The 16851-nt window shown below is 70.5% G+C and carries 19 protein-coding genes; 10 read left to right on the forward strand and 9 right to left on the reverse strand.

The genetic code is table 11. The annotated features are described in order from the left end of the window. Positions 1–13: 13 nt before the first annotated feature. The 4 genes from FVA80_RS11970 to FVA80_RS11985 all read left to right on the forward strand — a co-directional run bounded on the left by FVA80_RS11970 (position 14) and on the right by FVA80_RS11985 (position 2418). Entirely contained in the window at positions 14–460 is a 447-nt protein-coding gene (locus tag FVA80_RS11970) for a hypothetical protein (RefSeq protein ID WP_147910095.1), read from the forward strand. 31 nt (positions 461–491) lie between these two features. Next, positions 492–1148 carry an HAD-IA family hydrolase gene (locus FVA80_RS11975; RefSeq protein ID WP_147910094.1) on the forward strand — a complete coding sequence of 219 codons (657 nt, stop codon included), beginning with the start codon at positions 492–494 and terminating at the stop codon, positions 1146–1148. 49 nt (positions 1149–1197) lie between these two features. Then, positions 1198–1986, forward strand: a complete 789-nt coding sequence (locus FVA80_RS11980; protein WP_147910093.1) for an ATP12 family protein — start codon at positions 1198–1200, stop codon at positions 1984–1986. Positions 1987–2118: 132 nt separating this feature from the next. Further along, complete coding sequence (locus FVA80_RS11985) at positions 2119–2418, forward strand: hypothetical protein (protein WP_147910092.1); 300 nt, start codon at positions 2119–2121, stop codon at positions 2416–2418. Between the two features lie 281 nt (positions 2419–2699). Here the strand turns inward: FVA80_RS11985 and FVA80_RS11990 are convergent, their stop codons facing one another. Continuing rightward, positions 2700–3194, reverse strand: coding sequence for a glutathione peroxidase (locus FVA80_RS11990; RefSeq protein ID WP_147910091.1), 495 nt, complete (start codon positions 3192–3194; stop codon positions 2700–2702). 40 nt (positions 3195–3234) lie between these two features. Beyond that, positions 3235–3795, reverse strand: a complete 561-nt coding sequence (locus FVA80_RS11995; protein WP_147910090.1) for a hypothetical protein — start codon at positions 3793–3795, stop codon at positions 3235–3237. Positions 3796–3928: 133 nt separating this feature from the next. Between FVA80_RS11995 and FVA80_RS12000 the strand changes: the two genes are divergently transcribed. Further along, positions 3929–5314 (forward strand): aminotransferase, encoded by a 1386-nt coding sequence (locus tag FVA80_RS12000; RefSeq protein WP_147910097.1) that lies wholly within the window; start codon positions 3929–3931, stop codon positions 5312–5314. 210 nt (positions 5315–5524) lie between these two features. On the opposite strand, the gene FVA80_RS12005 is transcribed toward FVA80_RS12000, so the two are convergent. Both FVA80_RS12005 and FVA80_RS12010 read right to left on the reverse strand, forming a co-directional pair. Further along, complete coding sequence (locus FVA80_RS12005; RefSeq protein WP_147910089.1) at positions 5525–6847, reverse strand: HlyC/CorC family transporter; 1323 nt, start codon at positions 6845–6847, stop codon at positions 5525–5527. Positions 6848–6907: 60 nt separating this feature from the next. After that, positions 6908–8350 carry a hypothetical protein gene (locus tag FVA80_RS12010; protein ID WP_246692412.1) on the reverse strand — a complete coding sequence of 481 codons (1443 nt, stop codon included), beginning with the start codon at positions 8348–8350 and terminating at the stop codon, positions 6908–6910. A gap of 323 nt (positions 8351–8673) precedes the next feature. Between FVA80_RS12010 and FVA80_RS12015 the strand changes: the two genes are divergently transcribed. The 4 genes from FVA80_RS12015 to FVA80_RS12025 all read left to right on the forward strand — a co-directional run bounded on the left by FVA80_RS12015 (position 8674) and on the right by FVA80_RS12025 (position 10991). Beyond that, complete coding sequence (locus FVA80_RS12015; protein ID WP_147910087.1) at positions 8674–9072, forward strand: DUF3775 domain-containing protein; 399 nt, start codon at positions 8674–8676, stop codon at positions 9070–9072. Positions 9073–9095: 23 nt separating this feature from the next. Next, on the forward strand, positions 9096–10376 hold the full coding sequence (locus FVA80_RS12020; protein WP_147910086.1) for a phosphatase domain-containing protein: 1281 nt from the start codon (positions 9096–9098) through the stop codon (positions 10374–10376). A 62-nt stretch (positions 10377–10438) separates the two neighbouring features. Then, positions 10439–10582 (forward strand): hypothetical protein, encoded by a 144-nt coding sequence (locus tag FVA80_RS30495; protein WP_187193653.1) that lies wholly within the window; start codon positions 10439–10441, stop codon positions 10580–10582. Positions 10583–10733: 151 nt separating this feature from the next. Then, positions 10734–10991, forward strand: coding sequence for a hypothetical protein (locus tag FVA80_RS12025; protein ID WP_147910085.1), 258 nt, complete (start codon positions 10734–10736; stop codon positions 10989–10991). A gap of 3 nt (positions 10992–10994) precedes the next feature. Here FVA80_RS12025 and FVA80_RS12030 read toward each other — a convergent pair whose 3' ends face one another. The 3 genes from FVA80_RS12030 to modC form a co-directional block, all read right to left on the reverse strand. Continuing rightward, positions 10995–12644, reverse strand: coding sequence for a TadG family pilus assembly protein (locus FVA80_RS12030; RefSeq protein ID WP_147910084.1), 1650 nt, complete (start codon positions 12642–12644; stop codon positions 10995–10997). Then, a complete protein-coding gene (locus FVA80_RS12035) occupies positions 12641–13135 on the reverse strand; it encodes a TadE family protein (protein WP_246692381.1) in 495 nt (164 codons plus the stop codon). Before FVA80_RS12035 ends, FVA80_RS12030 begins: the two co-directional genes overlap by 4 nt. A 73-nt stretch (positions 13136–13208) precedes the next feature. Next, positions 13209–14315, reverse strand: a complete 1107-nt coding sequence (gene modC, locus FVA80_RS12040) for a molybdenum ABC transporter ATP-binding protein (protein ID WP_147910083.1) — start codon at positions 14313–14315, stop codon at positions 13209–13211. 65 nt (positions 14316–14380) lie between these two features. On the opposite strand from modC, the gene FVA80_RS12045 reads away from it, so the two are divergent. Further along, the gene (locus tag FVA80_RS12045) at positions 14381–15037 is read left to right on the forward strand and encodes a glutathione S-transferase (RefSeq protein ID WP_147910082.1); all 657 of its coding nucleotides are present in this window, start codon (positions 14381–14383) and stop codon (positions 15035–15037) included. A gap of 38 nt (positions 15038–15075) precedes the next feature. On the opposite strand, the gene modB is transcribed toward FVA80_RS12045, so the two are convergent. Further along, positions 15076–15768, reverse strand: coding sequence for a molybdate ABC transporter permease subunit (gene modB / locus FVA80_RS12050; protein WP_147910081.1), 693 nt, complete (start codon positions 15766–15768; stop codon positions 15076–15078). Between the two features lie 18 nt (positions 15769–15786). Further along, positions 15787–16596, reverse strand: coding sequence for a molybdate ABC transporter substrate-binding protein (gene modA, locus FVA80_RS12055; protein ID WP_147957833.1), 810 nt, complete (start codon positions 16594–16596; stop codon positions 15787–15789). Between the last annotated feature and the right edge of the window lie 255 nt (positions 16597–16851).

Here is a 16851-nt window from a genome sequence, read left to right on the forward strand (position 1 = left end):
GAGACCCTGACGCATGAAGCTCGCGACGCTGGCCTGCCTCGCTGTCCTCTGCCTGGTCGGGCCGGCCGCCTACGCCGCGCCGGGCGATCCGCCCAAGCCGGCCGTCCCGGCGAGCCCAGCCCCAGCGGCCAGCGTGCCGAAGTCGGCGCAGCCCGCGCCGGTGGGCGAGGCCCCACAGCCGGCGCCTCCGGCCGCTCCTCCATTGTCCCCTTCGATGTCCCCTTCGGCCGCCCCATCCGCAACCACGCCGCAGGCCGCCCAGCGCCCGGCCTCGAGCGCCCGGGCCGAGCGCCGCCGGCGGTCCTATGCGGCCTGCAACCGCGCCTCCCACCAGCGCGGCCTACGCGGCGGCAAGCGCCGACGGTTCCTGATCCGCTGCCGGCTCGGCTACGAGCGCACGCACGGCCAGCCGGCGCAGCAGAATCCCGGCCAACCGGTACAGCCGGGCCGGAAGCCGTGACCGGTCGTCCCGTGCCGGACGTGACACGGCGATGAAGCTCATCGTGTTCGACGTCGACGGCACCTTGGTCGACAGCCAGCACCTGATCGTCGCCGCCCAGGGGCTCGCCTTCGCGGAGAACGGCCTGCCTGCCCCGGGACGGCGCGAGGCGCTCTCGGTGGTCGGGCTGTCGCTGCCGCAGGCGTTCCGGCGCCTCGTCGGTGAGGACGGGCCGATCGCGGACCTCTCCGAGAGCTACAAGCAGGCCTATAACCGCCTTCGGATCGACCCCGCCTACGAGGAGCCGCTGTTTCCCGGGATGGGCGATCTGCTGGCGCGGCTTCATGCCCGCGACGACGTGCTGATCGGCCTCGCAACCGGCAAGTCCCGGCGCGGGGTCGATCGCCTGATCGCCCATCACGGTTGGGCCGATTGGTTCGCCACCACGCAGAGCGCGGACGACGCCCCCTCCAAGCCCGACCCGACCATGCTGCAGCAGGCGATGGCGGAGGCCGGCTGCACCCCGGACGCCACCATCATGGTCGGCGATACGACCTTCGACATCGGCATGGGCGTCGCGGCCGGTGCCGTGGCGATCGGGGTCGGCTGGGGCTACCACCCGGCCGGCGCCCTTTACGGGGCCGGGGCGGTCACGGTCGTGTCGAGCGCGGGCGCGCTGGAGGGGTTGTTCTCCAGGGGTGAGACCTAGCCTTGCAACGAGGCTCGCAGACGCACCGGAAAGATCCTATCTGGCATCCATGAGCGATGTGACGAACGAGTGGCTCGGCGAACCGGGCGATGGGGAACGTCCCGACCCGGTGCGTGCGGCCCGCGGCCATGCCAAGCCCGCCCTCCCCCGCCGGTTCTACAAGGAGGCCGGCTTCGCGGAAGGGCCGGACGGGTTCCGGTTGACCCTCGACGGCCGTCCGGCCAACACGCCCGCCCGCAATCCGCTGAGTCTGCCCACGCGGGCGCTGGCTGAGAAGGTCGCGGCCGAATGGGCGGCGCAGGACACGGTGATTGATCCGGCCAAGATGCCGCTGACTCGGATCGCCAATACCAGCATCGACGGTGTCGCCCCGCGGCACGCGGCCGTGGTGGAGGATCTCTGCGCCTATGCGGGCACCGACCTGATCGCGTATCGCGCCGGAGATCCGGAGCGTCTGGTTTCGGCTCAGGCCGCCGCGTGGGACCCTGTGCTCGACTGGGCTCGGGACACCTTCGGCGCCCGCGTGATCCTCAGCGAGGGCGTGATGCATGTCGAGCAGCCGCCCGACACGGTCCGGTCGCTATCTGAGGCGGTCGCCGCGGTGGAGAGCCCGTTCCGGCTGGCCGGCCTGCACACGCTGACCACGCTGACCGGCTCGCTGCTGATCGCGCTCGCGGTCCTGCGCGGCCGCCTCAGCCCGGCCGAGGCCTGGGATGCTGCCCACGTGGACGAGACCTATCAAGCCGCCGTCTGGGGCCGGGATGCTGAGGCCGAGGCGCGGCTGGCGATCCGCCGGGCGGAGTTCGAGGCCGCAGCCGAACTGATCGCCAGCGTCTGAGGGAGGGCCCGGGTGGATTGCGCAGATGCGCTTGCGCAACATGCCCGGACTCGCTGCCACCAGGGCGCAGAACCGGCTGACAGGCTGCGAAGAGTGACTTAGAGTCCGGATATTCCAGCCTTCGGACCATCCATGCGCGTCGATCCTTGCCAAGACAGTCGTTTCGAAGGCGAACTGACGGCGCTGCTTTCCGACAAGCAGTCTTCCGACGACGCGTCGGTGCGCGAGGCGCTGTTCGCGGCCCTGTCACGGCTGGAGCGGCAGGCCCTGATCGCCGGCGCCGCGGATACCACTCTGCACAAGATCGCCGAGGCCCGATTCCTGGTCGGTATCCTGCGCGATGCGATGCGCCCGTCGCGGATCGCGCCCCTGCGGAGCCTGCTGCGGCTGGCGGGGGAGACCCGACCACTCGCGGAGGCCGACCCGGCCTGAGGCCGGGTTCAAATCCGGCCGCTGCGCCATCCCGGAGACATGCAAGGCGCCTTGGGATCTTAGAGTGTCCCAGGTGTTCGATACCCCCCTTGTCATCCCGGGGCCGCGAAACGGAGCTCGAAGTTGATAGCCGCCGACGGCTCAAGCCTTTGTAATACAGGCGGCTTTGGATCTCGGGCTCGCCTGAAGCGACTCGGGATGACAGAGTGAGGGACGCAGATATCGTCGGGATACGGGTTTGAGACGAGACCCCGGAAAAGCGGCAACGGTCTCGAAAATCCTCACCCCGCCGGCTGCGCCAGCGCTGCCCGGACCTTCCCCTCAAGCGAGGCGGGCTTGGCCGACGGCGCGAACCGGGCGACCACCTCGCCGTTCCGCGCGATCAGGAATTTCGTAAAGTTCCACTTGATCGCCCTGGTGCCGAACAGCCCCGAGCGTGCCCGCTTCAGGTGGTCGAACAGCGGGTCGGCGTCAGTCCCGTTCACCGCGACCTTGCCGAGCACCGGGAAGCTGACGTCATAGGTCAGCGCGCAGAAGCTCGCGATCTCGGCCGCGTCTCCCGGCTCCTGGGCGCCGAACTGGTTGCAGGGGAAGCCCAATACCGTCAGACCCTCGGCGCGATGGGCCCGCCACAGGGCCTCCAGCCCGGCATATTGCGGGGTGAAGCCGCAGCGCGACGCGGTGTTGACGATGAGCAGTACCTCGCCGCGATGTTGCGCGAGGGGATAAGGGCTGCCGTCCGCCGCCGGCACGGTGAAATCGTGGATCGTCGTCATGCCCGATCAGTCGGGCAAATGGCCGGATGCCGCAAGGGTGTTACGCGGCCTTCACCTTCTGCACGTCGAAGCTCGGACCTTGCGGGGTCATCCGATCGTGCGAGACGATCCGCTCGTCCGGCCCTACCACCCCGAGGCTGACGTCGCGGTCGGGCAGGACGACCGTGGTGGTCTTGTTGACGTGCACCAGCACGTGGCGCCGGAGGGGCACCGAGGCCGCTGCCCAGCGCTTGAGCTGGCCGTAATAGGGCTCCCGCCGCCAGACGTTCGCTTGGCCGGGATCGACCTGCACGTTCATGTTGCGGGACAGGGGGTCCAGGGTGAGCACCATCTTGGCGCGGTCGGGCTTCCATTCCGGGCCCAGCCAGCTCTCGGTCATCCAGAGGCAGTGGAACGCCCGGCAATGGTCGGGGCGCGTCGCGTGGATCGCGCAGCCCTGGCCGGCCTTGGTATGGCGGCACCACTGGCCCGCGACGCTCTCCACCGCCGGCACGTCGTAAACCTTGCAGCACAGGGTGCAGGCGCCGCAGGCGCGGCCTGGGGCCGGCTGCGCCACGAAGGTTTCGGGCGCGAGGACGGGTGAAGGACCGGAAGTGAGCATGAATCGTGCGTCGCGCGGGTCAAACACGGGGGCATGCATCCGGCAAAGGCCGGGCGCAGGGCCGCGGGACTACCTGCACGGGCATCGGGTCGGTAGTGTGGCGGATCCCCTGGGCATGAGGACGGTGCAAACGATGCTCTCGAATCTCGCGACCCGCGACGTAGAAACCCTGCTCCACCCCTACACCAACCTGTCGGCTCACCGACATACCGGCCCGCTGGTCCTGGAGCGCGGCGACGGCGTCCACGTCTACGACACGGAGGGCCGGTCCTACATCGAGGGCATGTCGGGGCTGTGGTGCACCGCGCTGGGCTACTCGAATGCGGAACTGGTGGAGGCGGCCCGGGTCCAGATGGGCCGGCTGCCCTTCACCCACCTGTTCTCCGGTCGCAGCCACGATCCGGGGATCGAGTTGGCCGAGACCCTCAAGGAGCTGATGCCGGTCCCGACCTCGAAGATCTTTTTCACATCGTCCGGGTCGGAAGCGAACGACACGCAGGTGAAGCTGACCTGGTACTACAACAACGCGGTGGGCCGGCCGCAGAAGAAGAAGATCATCGCGCGGCAGAAGGGCTATCACGGCGTCACCGTCGCCAGCGCCTCGATGACTGGCCTCACGGCGAACCACGCCGACTGGGACCTGCCGCTGCCCGGTTTCCTGCACGTCGCTTGCCCGCATTTCTACCGGGGCGCCCAGCTGGGCGAGACCGAGGACGCTTACTCGGCCCGCCTCGCCGACGAGTTGGAGCAGACGATCCTGCGCGAGGGCCCCGAGACGGTCGCGGCCTTCATAGCCGAGCCGGTGATGGGCGCCGGCGGGGCGATCGTGCCGCCGCGCGGCTACTTTGCGGCGATCCAGGCGGTGCTGGCGAAATACGAGGTCCGGCTCATCGCCGACGAGGTGATCTGCGGCTTCGGCCGGCTCGGCACATGGTTCGGCAGCGAGGCGCTGGGGATCCGGCCCGATTCGATCTCCTTCGCCAAGGCACTGACCTCCGCCTACATGCCGCTCGGCGGCGTCAGCATCGACGAGCCGCTCTACGAGGCGATGATCGGCCAGAGCGAGAAGCTCGGCACCTTCGGGCACGGCACCACCTATTCCGGACATCCCGTCGCGGCCGCGGTGGCGCTGAAGGCGATCGAGATCTACCGGCGCGACCGGGTGATCGAGGGCGCGGCCGAGAAGGCGCCGCACTTCCAGCGCCGGCTCTCGGCGCTGGCCGAGCACGACATCGTCGGCGAGGCCGGCGGCATCGGGCTGATCGGCGGGCTGGAGATCGTCGCCGACAAGGCCAGCAAGCGCCAGTACGAGCCTAAGGCCGGTGTGGCCGCCCGCTGCGTCGCCTTCGCGCAGGCCGAGGGCCTGATCGTGCGGGCGCTCACCGGCGACCGGGTCGCCGTCTGCCCGCCGCTGATCATCAGCCCCGACGAGATCGACGCGCTGTTCGACCGGCTCGGCCGGGCGCTCGACCGCACCCGCGACTGGATCCGCTCCGAGGGGCTGGAGGCGGTAGGCTAAGGGTCTGAACCGAGCCTTATCGAGGTGTTTGGCGCGACCTGTCCCGCTTGTCGTGCGACGCCGGGATCCTCGCAGCGGCGCTTCCGTGACCCGCCGCGTCATCCCGGGGCGCCGCAGGCGGGCCCGGGATGACGCGGCAACGGCTTGGTCGTTCGTTCGATTCCCCCGCTGTCGGCGGAGGCGTGTTCATCGAATGCCTCCGACGACCCCTCACACCGGGTCGCGCTGAGCCTCCGCCTGCGCGGTGGTCTGGATGCCCGTGGCGGTCAACGGCGTGATCCGCAGGGTGGTGATCCGGTTCTTGGCCTTTCGGATCACTTGGAAGCGGAATCCGTGAAAGTTGAAGGCGGTGCCCTGGTCGGGGATGGTCCGGGCTTCGTGGATGACCAGGCCCGCGATGGTGGTGGCCTCGTCGTCGGGCAGGTTCCAGTCCATCGCCCGGTTGAGGTCGCGAATCGGGACGCCGCCATCGACATTGACCGATCCGTCGCCCTGCGGGCGCACGCCCGAGACGGTGACATCGTGCTCGTCGGCGATCTCTCCGACGATCTCCTCCAGGATGTCCTCCAGGGTCACGAGGCCCATGACCTCGCCGTACTCGTCGACCACCAGGGCGAAGTGGGTCTTCTTGGTCAGGAACGCCTTGAGCTGGGCGCGCAGCGACGTCGTTCCCGGCACGAACCAGGTCTCCAGCGCCAGGGCCTCGACCTTCAGCCCCGAGGCGTCGCCGCCCGCCGCGTCGAGGGCCCGCAGCAGATCCTTGGCGTGGAGCACGCCCACGATGTTTTCGAGCGTGCCGCGCCAGAGGGGCATGCGGGTATAGGGCGAGGCCAGCACCGCCCGGACGATGTCCTCGGAGGGCTGGTCGGCGTCGATCGCCCGCATCTTGGTGCGGTGGACCATCACGTCCGAGACCGACAGGTTCGATAGGTCGAGCAGACCGCCGAGCATGTCGCGCTCGGCCTTGGCGACGCCACCCTCCCGGTGCATCAGCGCCACCTGCCCACGCAGCTCCTCGGAGGCGGTGAGGATCGACTGGTGCTCGCCGATGGTGATGCCGAACGGCTTCAGCATCAGCCGAACCAAGTGCTCGATGGAGATCGCCGCCGGGCCCATGATGGCGACCGCGAAGGCTACCGGCCGGGCCATCAGCAGGGCCGCCTTGTCGGGCTTGGAGATGGCCAGCGTCTTCGGCAGTACCTCGGCGAAGACGATGACCAGCACCGACATGCCGACGGTCGCGTAGATCACGCCGTTCTTGCCGAACAGGGCGGTGAGCACGCTGGTGGTGAAGGCCGAGGCGCCGATCGCCACGATGTTGTAGCCGATCAGCATCGCGCCGATGAAGCGCTCCCGGATCGCCAGGATGCGGTTGACGATCGCCGCCCGCGGGTCGCCCGACTGTTCGAGGGCGTGCATCCGCGCCCGGGAGGCGGCCGTGAAAGCGGTCTCGGCGCCCGCAAAGAAGGCCGAGAGCAGCAGTGAGATCACCACGATGCTCGCGGCGAACCACAGGTCGATATGGGTGTCCATCGGTTCCAAGAGGCACGACTCGGGCGGCAGGAAGGCCGCCCATATAGCGTCTCGTTCGGGTTATTGCGCGCCGATCCGGCGCACCGTCCACGTCGCCCAGTAGACCGGCCGCCCGTACAGGGTCGAGGCGTCGCGCCCTGAGGCCGTCGGTGCCAGCCGGTCGAGCCAAGTCAGGAACCCGGCCTTGCCCGGATAGATCGCAGGGGTGTCGAGATTGCCCTGCGCATCCGTCATCCAGAAATGCGCGCTGCGGTCGTAGCGGCCGGTGCCGTCGCCCCCTGAGCGGAGCCCGAGATAAGCCGGCGAGCGGCCGGCCGCCATCGGGTCAGCGTAGAGGGTGAGTGCCCCGATCCCGTCGAGGTTCATGTCGGGCGTGTATTGCAGGCAGATATCGGCCACGGGCCCCCCCGGGGCGTTGGCCGGGCGTTGGCAGGTGTAGGACACCGCCCAGCGCTGCATGCCCTTGGCGCGCGCTACCCGGACGATGCTCCCGGGCGGCAGCGGCCCGGCGAGACTTTTCGCCGCCGACCAAACCTTCGCGGCCGAGAGGTCCTTCGAGGTGCGCAGGTAGAGCGCTGTGCGGCGCTTCTCGGGGGCGAGCCCGCAATCCTCGGGCACTACGTCCGTGTAGACGTAGTGGTAGGTGCGGTCGACCACGCTAATCGAGCCCGCGAGCCCGTGGGTCTCGAAGGCCGGCGCCGGGCAGGACGAGGCGATCGGCTTGCCGGCCTCGTCGGCCACCGGGGCGGGGGTCGGCGGCGTGCCGCGACCGCCGGGGGTGAACGGCGTCCAGGCAAGCCCGTAGCCGTCCGGGCTGCGCGTGCGGATCTCGAAGGTCTGGAAGTCGAGGGTGCGGGCCGCGATCTGCACCCGTCGCCTGATGTCGGCCGGCTGGTCGGCGGCCTCGTCCCGCGCGGACTTGCGGCGCCCGCGCCGCCGGCCCGCCGACTCGGGTTCCGGGTCGCCGCCGACATTCACCCGCTCCTGCCCGAGCAGGAAGACGTAGCTGTAGGCCTCCCCGGCCCAATCGCGGCCCGAGACCGCGATCGGGTCGCGGGGGCCGATACCCTCGGCGGTCGGAAGCGGCTCGGACCAGCCGCGGCCCCGCGCACGCTCCTCGGGGAGATCGACCCAGAACCGGTCGGCCGAGGGCGGCAGCGTCGTGGCCAGCGCCTCCGGGCTGCGCCCGGTGCGAAGGGACCCACCGTCGCGGCTGTCGGTGGCGCGCCGCTCCGGGCAGGGCTCGTCCCGCCGGCGCGACGCCAGCGGGCTCTGGCCCTGAAAGATCATCTGCAGCGGCCCCGGCGTCTCCGCGCGCGGCAGCCGCAGGATCTGGACGCCGCGCACGAATGCGCAGGGCGCCGGCGCGATCAGCACGCCCTCTGCCTCGGTCCCGTCGCGGCAGATCTCCAGGCCGCCGCCCCCGGTTACGTAGCAGCTCGGCGCGCTGGCCTCGGCGGCCCGAGCCTCGGCCGGAGGCGGTGCTGCGACGAAGCCGAGCACCAGGGCACCGAGCAGCGCCGCGGTCCGCGACGGCAAACACCAGGGCTTGTCGTGGTTGTTAGACTGACAATCGACGGTATCGGCAGGCGTCGTCGCGGCGGCGTTCAAAGATGTCACGTCTATCGCCGCTGTCGTTCGGGTTGTTGGAAAGGATCGGCAGCCTCTAGCCTATGGTCCGGCAAGCGGAAAGTGGCGTGGACCACGCATGCCGGGGCCGGCGTCGCACCTGTCGCGTTCGGCGAGGCGAACCCGGCGGCCACTCGCCCGTTGTCGCGGCTTGAGGGCGGAAACGTCCGACCCAGTCAGCGTCCGGAGACCAGCGCATGGATATCGCCGTCGAGACCGTCACCGACATCGTTCTGCGGCTGCGCGCCATCGAGGTGAAGGAGGGCAACACCGATCCGGATTCGGGCTCGAACCCGATCGACGACGGCTCCACCGACGTACTTATCTCGGGCACCGACGACGCAACGGAATCCGAGGTCCGCGGCGCCATCGCGGGCCTCGACGACGACGCCCGGGCCGAACTGCTCGCCCTCCTGTATGTCGGCCGCGGCGACATGGAGCCGGAGGAGTGGGGCGAGGCGGTCCGCTTCGCCCGCGAGCGTGAGGCCGCGGGCGAAGGCGCCGTGAAGGAATTGCTGGGAGCGCCCGATGCCGGCGACCTCCTGGAGGAGGGCCTCGACGCGATGGGGCTGACCCCCGAATTGCCGCAAGCCTGAGCCGCTCGACGGAGACCGGCCCCATGGCTTCACGGGTTCGCCGCGGCGCCACCAAGGCGCTGCGGGTCCTCACCCGCCCGGTCCGTCGCGCCCAGGGGCACGGCGGCTCCGGCCTCGGCGGGCTCGTGGTCGAGCCTTATCGCGGCTACGGCTCGCGCGATGAGATCTTCCTGATCGGCCGGGTGTTCCGGCAATCGCCCGGCATCCCCGGAGAGGACCCGGATTCCTTCAGGGCCCAGTGGCGCGACCTACGCCGCCGCATCGCCCGGCGCACGGTGGCGGGCGCTGCGATCACGGCCCGGTTCGGCGGGGACGCGACCCGGGTCGAGACTGACCGCGATGGCTATTTCCGCCTGCGTCTCCAACCGCGCGACCTGCCGGGGCAGCCTGGCGCATGGCATCCGGTGGACCTCGTCCTCGAAGATACGACACCGATCCCCGCCGAGGGCGCGGTGTTCATCCCGCCAGACGGCTGCCGCTGCGTGGTGATCAGCGACATCGACGACACGGTGATGCACACCGGCGTCGCCAACAAGCTGAAGATGCTCTGGCGGCTGTTTGTGGAGGATGCCGACAGCCGGGTTGCGTTCCCGGGTGTCGCCGCCCTGTACCGGGCCCTGCACGCGGGTGCCGGCGGAGCCGAGGGCAACCCGATGCTCTACGTCTCCCGTGCGCCCTGGGGCCTCTACGAGATGCTGTCGGAGTTCTTCCAGCGGCACGGCATCCCGGTTGGCCCGGTGCTGTTCCTGCGGGAATGGGGCCTGTCCTGGACGCACCCGCTGCCGCGCCGGGCCACCGACCACAAACAGGCGCTGATCCGGCACATGCTGTCGCTCTACCGCGACCTGCCTTTCGTGCTGATCGGCGACAGCGGCCAGCACGATCCGGAGGTCTATGCGCAGATCGTCGAGGAGCATCCCGGGCGGGTGCTGGCGGTCTACATCCGCAACGTCTCCAACGGTGCCACCCGGGTCGAGGAGATCGTCCGGCTGGCCGGCGCCGTGGCCCGGGCGGGCTCCAGCCTCGTGCTCGCCGCCGACAGCGTCGCCATGGCGGAGCACGCGGCCGGGATTGGGCTGATCACCGCGGACGCGGTCGCCCGGGTCGCCGACGAGCATGCCGGCGCCGACACCCCACCGCGCCGCGAGACCGCAAGGATCACCGCCGAGCCCGGCGGAACCACCACCGAGGCCGCGATCTCGCCCGACGCCGTGGCGGATGCCTTGGTCGGCGACGGAACCGTGCCGGCCACCGTCGTCGTGGAGCCGGAATGCCCGGCCTCCCTGCCCCGGGCAACGGTGTGATGATTTAGGGGAAGATGAGGGAATTTTTCCGGGCTTGCGGAAGCCTACGCCGTCACCGCGGAATGCGTGCAGCCGGGATCGAGGCCGGTCTTCAGCGGATCGACGGCACGTTGCAAGCCCAGCACCTCACGGCCCCGGGTGCTCCGGAAGCCAAGACGATGATCGGCGCGATGGCCCGGCTCCCGGACGCGCATCTGGCCCGCTGAGAGCCCGGGGCTCGGCACCTTGTGGTGAGCAACGCTCTCCCCATGTTGCAATGCAGCATTTCAGAGAACGCGCTTCTCGTTCCGAGCGGGCCTCCTAGGTTGGAGCGCTCGCGTGCCGGCCCCCACTCGTGTCGATCCCCGGAGCCCCTCCGTGCAAACCTATACCCTCGCGATTGCCGACGGCGTGCTGTTCGCCTGCCTGCCCGACGAGGCCGACATCTCGGCCGCGATCACCGAGGCCGCGGCGACCAATTACGGCTTCGGCCTGAACCTCGACATCGTCCGCGGCGCGACACTCACGAACGCCAAGGCGCCGGAGGACGAGGTCGTCTGGCAGGAAGGCTCGGACAGCGAACTGCTCGATGAGCAGGGGCGCCGCTACCGCTACGCGGTTCGCCGTCACTCCTGATCGTCACTGCACCAGTACGGCCTGGCTGCAGATGGTACCGTCCATCTCGACATCCGCGTAGCCGATCCGCACGCCGAGGCTGCGCAGGACCTGATCGAGCACCAGATCGAGGGGCGCAGCGGCGAGGCTGAGCGTCGTGGCCAGCGAGGTCTGGAGCAGCGGGGTCAGGCCGAAGCCGTTCAGGTTCAGGCTGAGATTGCTCAGCAGGCTGCCGGTCAGCGATTGCGCGATATTGCCGGACGACACGGTGCGTACGGTGTTGTTAGCGATATCGGCCTCCGTGAAGGTCAGCGTCTGAGTCGTCGCGCCGATATTGGTGACTGTCCGGCCGCCGATATTGATCAGCGGCAGCCCAATCAGCACGGCCGGCTGCGACAGGTCCGGGCTTGTGGTGCCCCCGTTGATCGAAGCCCGGTTCACCGCCGCGATCGCAAGGGTCGCGACGCCGGTCTGCACCTCGATGGTGGCCTGGCGTCCGCCGTTGGCTCCCGAGCAGGTGAGCGTGCGCAGCGTCCCCTGGGCGGACGCAACCTCGGCATAGACCGGCAGATAGACGGTTCCGAGACCGAGCGGGGCCGAGACCGTGGCCTCGATAAGCAGCCGGGTCTGGGCCGTCTTTACCGTGACGTTCGGGCTTCCCGGCCGGACCCAGCCGGAGCTGCGGCGGCGTTCGCCGATCGCCAGGGTCAGCCGGGTCGAGAGCAGCCCCGGCACGGTGGCGCCGAGATCGATCGCCACCTGGTTCTGGCCGTTGGCCAGGGACGCGGTGGCGGCCAGGATGTCCATCACCTGCAAGGACGGGCCGGCCAAGCCGCGTCCGGGGGCGAGGGCCGCCACGTCGCCCAGCGCATCGACTTGGCCGAGCGGCACGAGGTTGCCGGCGTTCGGCAGCGCGTTGAGGATGCTCGAGAGGGCCGCCACGGTGGCGGAACTGCCCTGCGCGGCAACCCGGATCGCCATCAGGATCTGCCCGACGCTGGCGTTGGCCTTCACGATATCGGTGTAGTTGGCCGCCTGCAGGTTGAGGCTTGCCGCCAGTGCGTCGAGGACGCGCAGGCCGTCGACCTTGGCGCTGGCCAACGCGTTGTAATCGCTCACGCCCAGCGTCAGCTTGGCCCCGAGCAGGGCTCCGAGGACGGCGTTGGCGATCCCGCCGCTGAGGCCCACGGTGCCCGAGCCAATCGTGAAGGCCGCGAATTGCGCGCTGGCCGCCGTGCCGGTGACCCGGATCGGCACGCTGCCGGGCAGCCCGATCGCCCGGCCGAAGGTCACCGGGACCGTGGTCGCGAGCCCGACCCGCACGGCGTTGGCCGGGCTCACGCCGGGGTTGAACCGGCTGCCGGGCGCGACATTGGGCGCGCTGGCGTCGTAACCGCCGGTCGCCACCGTCGCCTGCGCGGTGGCATAGCCGTTATCGCCCAGCGAGCGGCGCGCCACCGTGTCCGCCTTGGCCGGGTCCACGGCGGCGAGCATCGCGGCGATGTCGGCCGCACCCTGTGCCTTACGACGGGCCTGGAACACCTGACCCAGATCGATACCGACGGCGCCGGCCCCCATCAGCAGGGAACTGCCGAGCGCCACCAGGATCACCACGTTGCCGCCTCGGGCCCGGCCGAAGCGCCGCGCCCAGATGGCCGCGCGCCATCGGTTCACAGGCCGCCCTTCCGGACGCTGATGCTGCTGCGCAGGACGCTGGGCAGCATCGGGATCAGCTTGGAGAAGACGTTGATCCCCAGTGCGTTGGCGTCCAGCGTGACGGTGACCGTGTAGAGCGTGGCATCGCTCGGATCGGGGCCGACCAGGACCTTGATGGTCTCAGGTCGGAACATCGCGCCGCCGCTGAGGCTGCGGTTCACCATGGTCTGCGCCAGGGTCGCGCGCTCGACGTCTGTGACGCCCGCGATGGAGGCGCGGGCCGCCTCGGCCGCAATCTGGCGCAGGTTGTGGATGGCGCCCAGACAAATGCCGAAGGCAGTAATGCCGGCAAACAGCATCAGCAGCAGCGGCGCGACGAGCGCGAACTCCACCGCCGAACTGCCGCTCCGGCAGGCCAGACCGGGCCGACCGCCACACCGAAGCCTCTGGACCCAGCCCATCGAAACGCCCTCCGGGTGCCGAGCCGCCGCGGCGGCTGCACAACCCATGGTGGCATCGATCCTCTAATCAAAGGTTGTGATCACCATCCGAATTCCAGTGTTTCCAGGCGAATACGGTCGATTAGATTTCTACCGTCGGTCGCAGCGTTCCAATTCCCGACGGGTCGAACGCTGCACTCTTGATCACGACGTGAACGGGGCGTCCGGGGGTTAACCCCAGTTCGCGGTATGCCGCCGCGGTGACCCGCGCGGCCACCAGTGCGCCGTTGCAATCGATCTCCACCGCGACCTCGGCGCCGCTCAGGGTCACGGTCGCGACCTGGCCGGGGAGGATATTGCGGGCGCTCAGGCCCCGGGGCCGCTCGGTCGCCACCAGCACGTCACGGGCCGGGATCCGCACGCGCAGCCGCGTTCCGGGCGGGCGCGCCGCCAGGCCGGGTACCAGCAGCTGACCGGCCGTGCCGGTCAGGCGGGTCAGCCCGGTCTCCGGATCAGTCCCCTCTACGACCATGTCGAGGAGCGCGCCGGCTTCCGCCTCGTGGACAGGCACCAGATCGGCCCGGCGCAGAATCGCCTCGGCGGGACCGGACGCGGCCACGCTCCCCTCCTCCAGCACGATCACCGTGGTCGCGAGCCGTGCCACCTCGGCCACCGCGTGGCTGACGTAGACGACCGGCACGCCGGCCTCGTCACGCAGGCGCTCGATATACGGGAGGATCTCGGCCTTCCGGGCCTCATCGAGGGCCGCCAGTGGTTCGTCCATCAGCAGCAAGCGCGGCTTGGCGAGCAGCGCCCGCCCGATCGCCACCCGCTGGCGCTCGCCCCCCGACAGGCCGGCGGGGCGGCGGTCGAGGAGGTGGCCGATCCCCAGCATCTCGGTCACCGCCGCGAAGCCGGCCGGGTCGGCGGGCCGGCGCCCGAACACGCGACCGTAGCCGAGATTGCTCCGCACGCTGAGATGCGGGAACAGCCGCGCGTCCTGGAACACCACACCGACCCGCCGCCGGTGGGGCGGCAGGAAGATGCCCGCCGCGGTATCGACCAGCGTCGCCCCGCCGGCGTCGATCCGGCCGCGATCCGGCCGGGCCAGCCCGGCGATCAGGTCGATCAGCGTCGTCTTCCCCGATCCCGAGCGCCCGAACAAAGCGGTCAGTCCCGGGCCCGCCGTGAACGCCGCATCGAGCGCGAAGGCGCCCCGCCGGAGCTGGACGTCGACGGCGATGCTCATGGCGCATACCCGCCGTGGCACGGGCGGCGGCGCGGCGCGTTGGCACCCGCCACGGAGCCTCCACGATGATCACGGTCCACCACCTCGAGAACAGCCGTTCGCAGCGCGTGCTGTGGCTGCTGGAGGAACTTGCCCTCCCCTATACGGTGAAGCGGTACGATCGGGATCCGCAAACCATGCGGGCGCCCCCGGACCTCATCGCTATCCATCCCCTGGGCAAGGCGCCGATCATCACGGAGGACGAAACGGTGGTGGCCGAGACCGGCGCCATCGTCACCTACCTGACCGACCGGGCCGGCGGCGCCCTGGTGCCCGCTCCGGGAACGCCCGAACGCGCGTGCTACACCTATTGGCTGCACTACGCCGAGGGCTCGGCCATGCCGCCGCTGCTGCTGAAGTTGGTCTTCGGTCGCTTGGCTCCGCAGAGTCCCTGGGCCTTGCGGCCCCTGGTCCGCGGGATCGCCGACACGGTGCTCAAGAGTTTCGTCGATCCGGATCTGCGGCGGCACGCGGCGTTCTGGGAGGGGGAGCTTGCCGACAGGCCGTTCTTCTGCGGCGCGGAGTTCACCGCGGCCGACATCATGATGAGCTTCCCGCTGGAGGCCTTCGCGGCCCGCGGAACCGGGACCGGGCCGCGGGTCACGGCCTGGCTCGCGCGCATCCATGCCCGCCCGGCCTACGCCGCGGCGTTGGAGCGGGGTGGTCCCTACGCGTACGCCTGAGCGGCGGTCGCATCGGGCGACGGTGGGGCGTCCCGCCATCAGCCCGCCTGCAGCCGGCGCGCGGCGCGGGACGCCAGGAACTCCGAAACCAGCAGGGCCGCCACCGACAGGGCGACCGAGATCAGGGTGAGGCGCAGCGCCGGCCCCTCCCCGCCCGGGACCTGGGTCAGCGTGTAGATCGCCGAGGGCAGGGTCTGGGTTTCCCCGGGGATGTTCGACACGAAGGTGATCGTCGCCCCGAACTCGCCCATCGCCTTGGCGAAGGCCAGCACGGCACCCGCGATGCAGCCCGGGAGGCTGAGCGGCAGCGTGACGGTGAGGAATACCGCGAGCGGGCTCGCCCCGAGGGTGCCGGCCGCCTGCTCGAGCCTGGGATCGACCGCCTCGATCGACAGCCGCATCGCCCGCACCATCAGGGGGAACCCCATCACCGCGCAGGCGAGCGCCGCCCCGGTCCAGCGGAAGGCGAAGACGATGCCGATCTCCGCAAGGGCGCTGCCGAGGAAGCCGCGCCGGCCGAGCGCCAGCAGCAGCAGGTATCCGGTCACCACCGGCGGCAGGATCAGCGGAAGGTGGACCAGACCGTCGAGCAGTGCACGCCCGGGGAACCGGCGTCGCGCCAGCAGCCACGCCACCGCGAGCCCCGGCAGCAGGCTCGCGAGGGTCGCCACGCTGGCCACCCGCAGGCTCAACGTGACGGCGTTCCAGGCGTCGGGGGGGAGGCCGAACACGGCCGCGGGCGCGGACGGCTACCGGCTTGCGCCAGGCTTGCCCACCACCCTGAAGCCCTGGCGCTCGAAGGAGGCCCTTGCCGCCGGGCCGCGCAGATACGCCAGCAGGGTGGCGGCATCGGGGTTGCGCGAATCCTTGATCAGTGCGGCCGGATAGACGATCGGCGGATGGCTGTCGGACGGGAAGGTCGCGACCACGTGGACGCCCGGCTCGGCGGCCGCGTCCGTGGCGTAGACGATGCCCAACGGCGCCTCGCCGCGGGCCACTAGCAGCAGCGCCGCGCGCACGTTCTCGGCCTGGGCAACCTGCCCCTTCACGGCGTCCCAGGCCCCGAGCTTCTCGAGGGCGGCCTTGCCGTACTTGCCGGCCGGGACGGCGTCGATGGTCGCCATCGCCAGCTTGCCACCGTTGAGGATCCGGGTGAGCGTAGAACCGAGATCCGGCGCCAGGGCGACCTCCGGGTCGGACCCGCCCTCTTTCGGCTCGGACGCGATCAGCACCAGGGCGTTGCGCAGGAGATCGACGCGCGTGTCGGGCTTCAAGCTGCCGGCCTTCTCGGCGTAGTCCATCCAGGCCTGGTCGGCTGAAATGAACAGGTCGGCCGGCGCCCCCGCCTCGATCTGCTTGGCCAGGGCATTCGAGCCGGCATACGAGATCCGGGTGATCGTGCCGGTTTCCTTCGTCCAGCCTGCCGCCGCGTCGTCCAGCGCGTTCTTCAGGCTCGCCGCGGCGAAGACGACCACCGGATCGGCGGCCCTCGCCGTCCCGGCAACCGGGACGACGGCCAGCACGGCGATGAGCGTCAAGATCCGTCTTGTGGGTCGCATCGGCTCGGGAATCCCGTGGCGGGCCCCGTGAACCGGCCGCCTGCGCCCGGGACCTTAAGTGCGGTGCCCCGGCGGGCCAAGCGCCGTTCAGCCGCGCGGTGTCTCCCGGCGCTCCCGTGGCGCCGCCTCGGCCCGGTGCAGCCGGCTCAGCAGGACCAGGAGATGACCTGGAAGCGGGCCGTCCGGCGCCGGCCCGCCGAAGATCCGTTCACGGGGTGAGGGAGGGACAGCCCCATCGTTGACGATGGTGGGGCC

The sequence above is a fragment of the Methylobacterium sp. WL1 genome, from assembly GCF_008000895.1.
GTDB lineage: Bacteria > Pseudomonadota > Alphaproteobacteria > Rhizobiales > Beijerinckiaceae > Methylobacterium.

Excerpts from the sequence above, each read along its gene's own strand:
- FVA80_RS30495 (WP_187193653.1), top strand. The coding sequence starts at position 10,439 with ATGCGTGCAGCCGGGATCGAGGCCGGTCTTCAGCGGATCGACGGCACG.
- FVA80_RS11985 (WP_147910092.1), top strand. The coding sequence starts at position 2,119 with ATGCGCGTCGATCCTTGCCAAGACAGTCGTTTCGAAGGCGAACTGACG.
- FVA80_RS12035 (WP_246692381.1), bottom strand. The coding sequence starts at position 13,135 with ATGGGTTGTGCAGCCGCCGCGGCGGCTCGGCACCCGGAGGGCGTTTCG.
- FVA80_RS11995 (WP_147910090.1), bottom strand. The coding sequence starts at position 3,795 with ATGCTCACTTCCGGTCCTTCACCCGTCCTCGCGCCCGAAACCTTCGTG.
- modA (WP_147957833.1), bottom strand. The coding sequence starts at position 16,596 with ATGCGACCCACAAGACGGATCTTGACGCTCATCGCCGTGCTGGCCGTC.
- FVA80_RS11990 (WP_147910091.1), bottom strand. The coding sequence starts at position 3,194 with ATGACGACGATCCACGATTTCACCGTGCCGGCGGCGGACGGCAGCCCT.
- FVA80_RS12000 (WP_147910097.1), top strand. The coding sequence starts at position 3,929 with ATGCTCTCGAATCTCGCGACCCGCGACGTAGAAACCCTGCTCCACCCC.
- FVA80_RS11970 (WP_147910095.1), top strand. The coding sequence starts at position 14 with ATGAAGCTCGCGACGCTGGCCTGCCTCGCTGTCCTCTGCCTGGTCGGG.
- modC (WP_147910083.1), bottom strand. The coding sequence starts at position 14,315 with ATGAGCATCGCCGTCGACGTCCAGCTCCGGCGGGGCGCCTTCGCGCTC.
- FVA80_RS12015 (WP_147910087.1), top strand. The coding sequence starts at position 8,674 with ATGGATATCGCCGTCGAGACCGTCACCGACATCGTTCTGCGGCTGCGC.
- FVA80_RS12005 (WP_147910089.1), bottom strand. The coding sequence starts at position 6,847 with ATGGACACCCATATCGACCTGTGGTTCGCCGCGAGCATCGTGGTGATC.
- FVA80_RS11975 (WP_147910094.1), top strand. The coding sequence starts at position 492 with ATGAAGCTCATCGTGTTCGACGTCGACGGCACCTTGGTCGACAGCCAG.
- FVA80_RS12020 (WP_147910086.1), top strand. The coding sequence starts at position 9,096 with ATGGCTTCACGGGTTCGCCGCGGCGCCACCAAGGCGCTGCGGGTCCTC.
- FVA80_RS12045 (WP_147910082.1), top strand. The coding sequence starts at position 14,381 with ATGATCACGGTCCACCACCTCGAGAACAGCCGTTCGCAGCGCGTGCTG.
- FVA80_RS11980 (WP_147910093.1), top strand. The coding sequence starts at position 1,198 with ATGAGCGATGTGACGAACGAGTGGCTCGGCGAACCGGGCGATGGGGAA.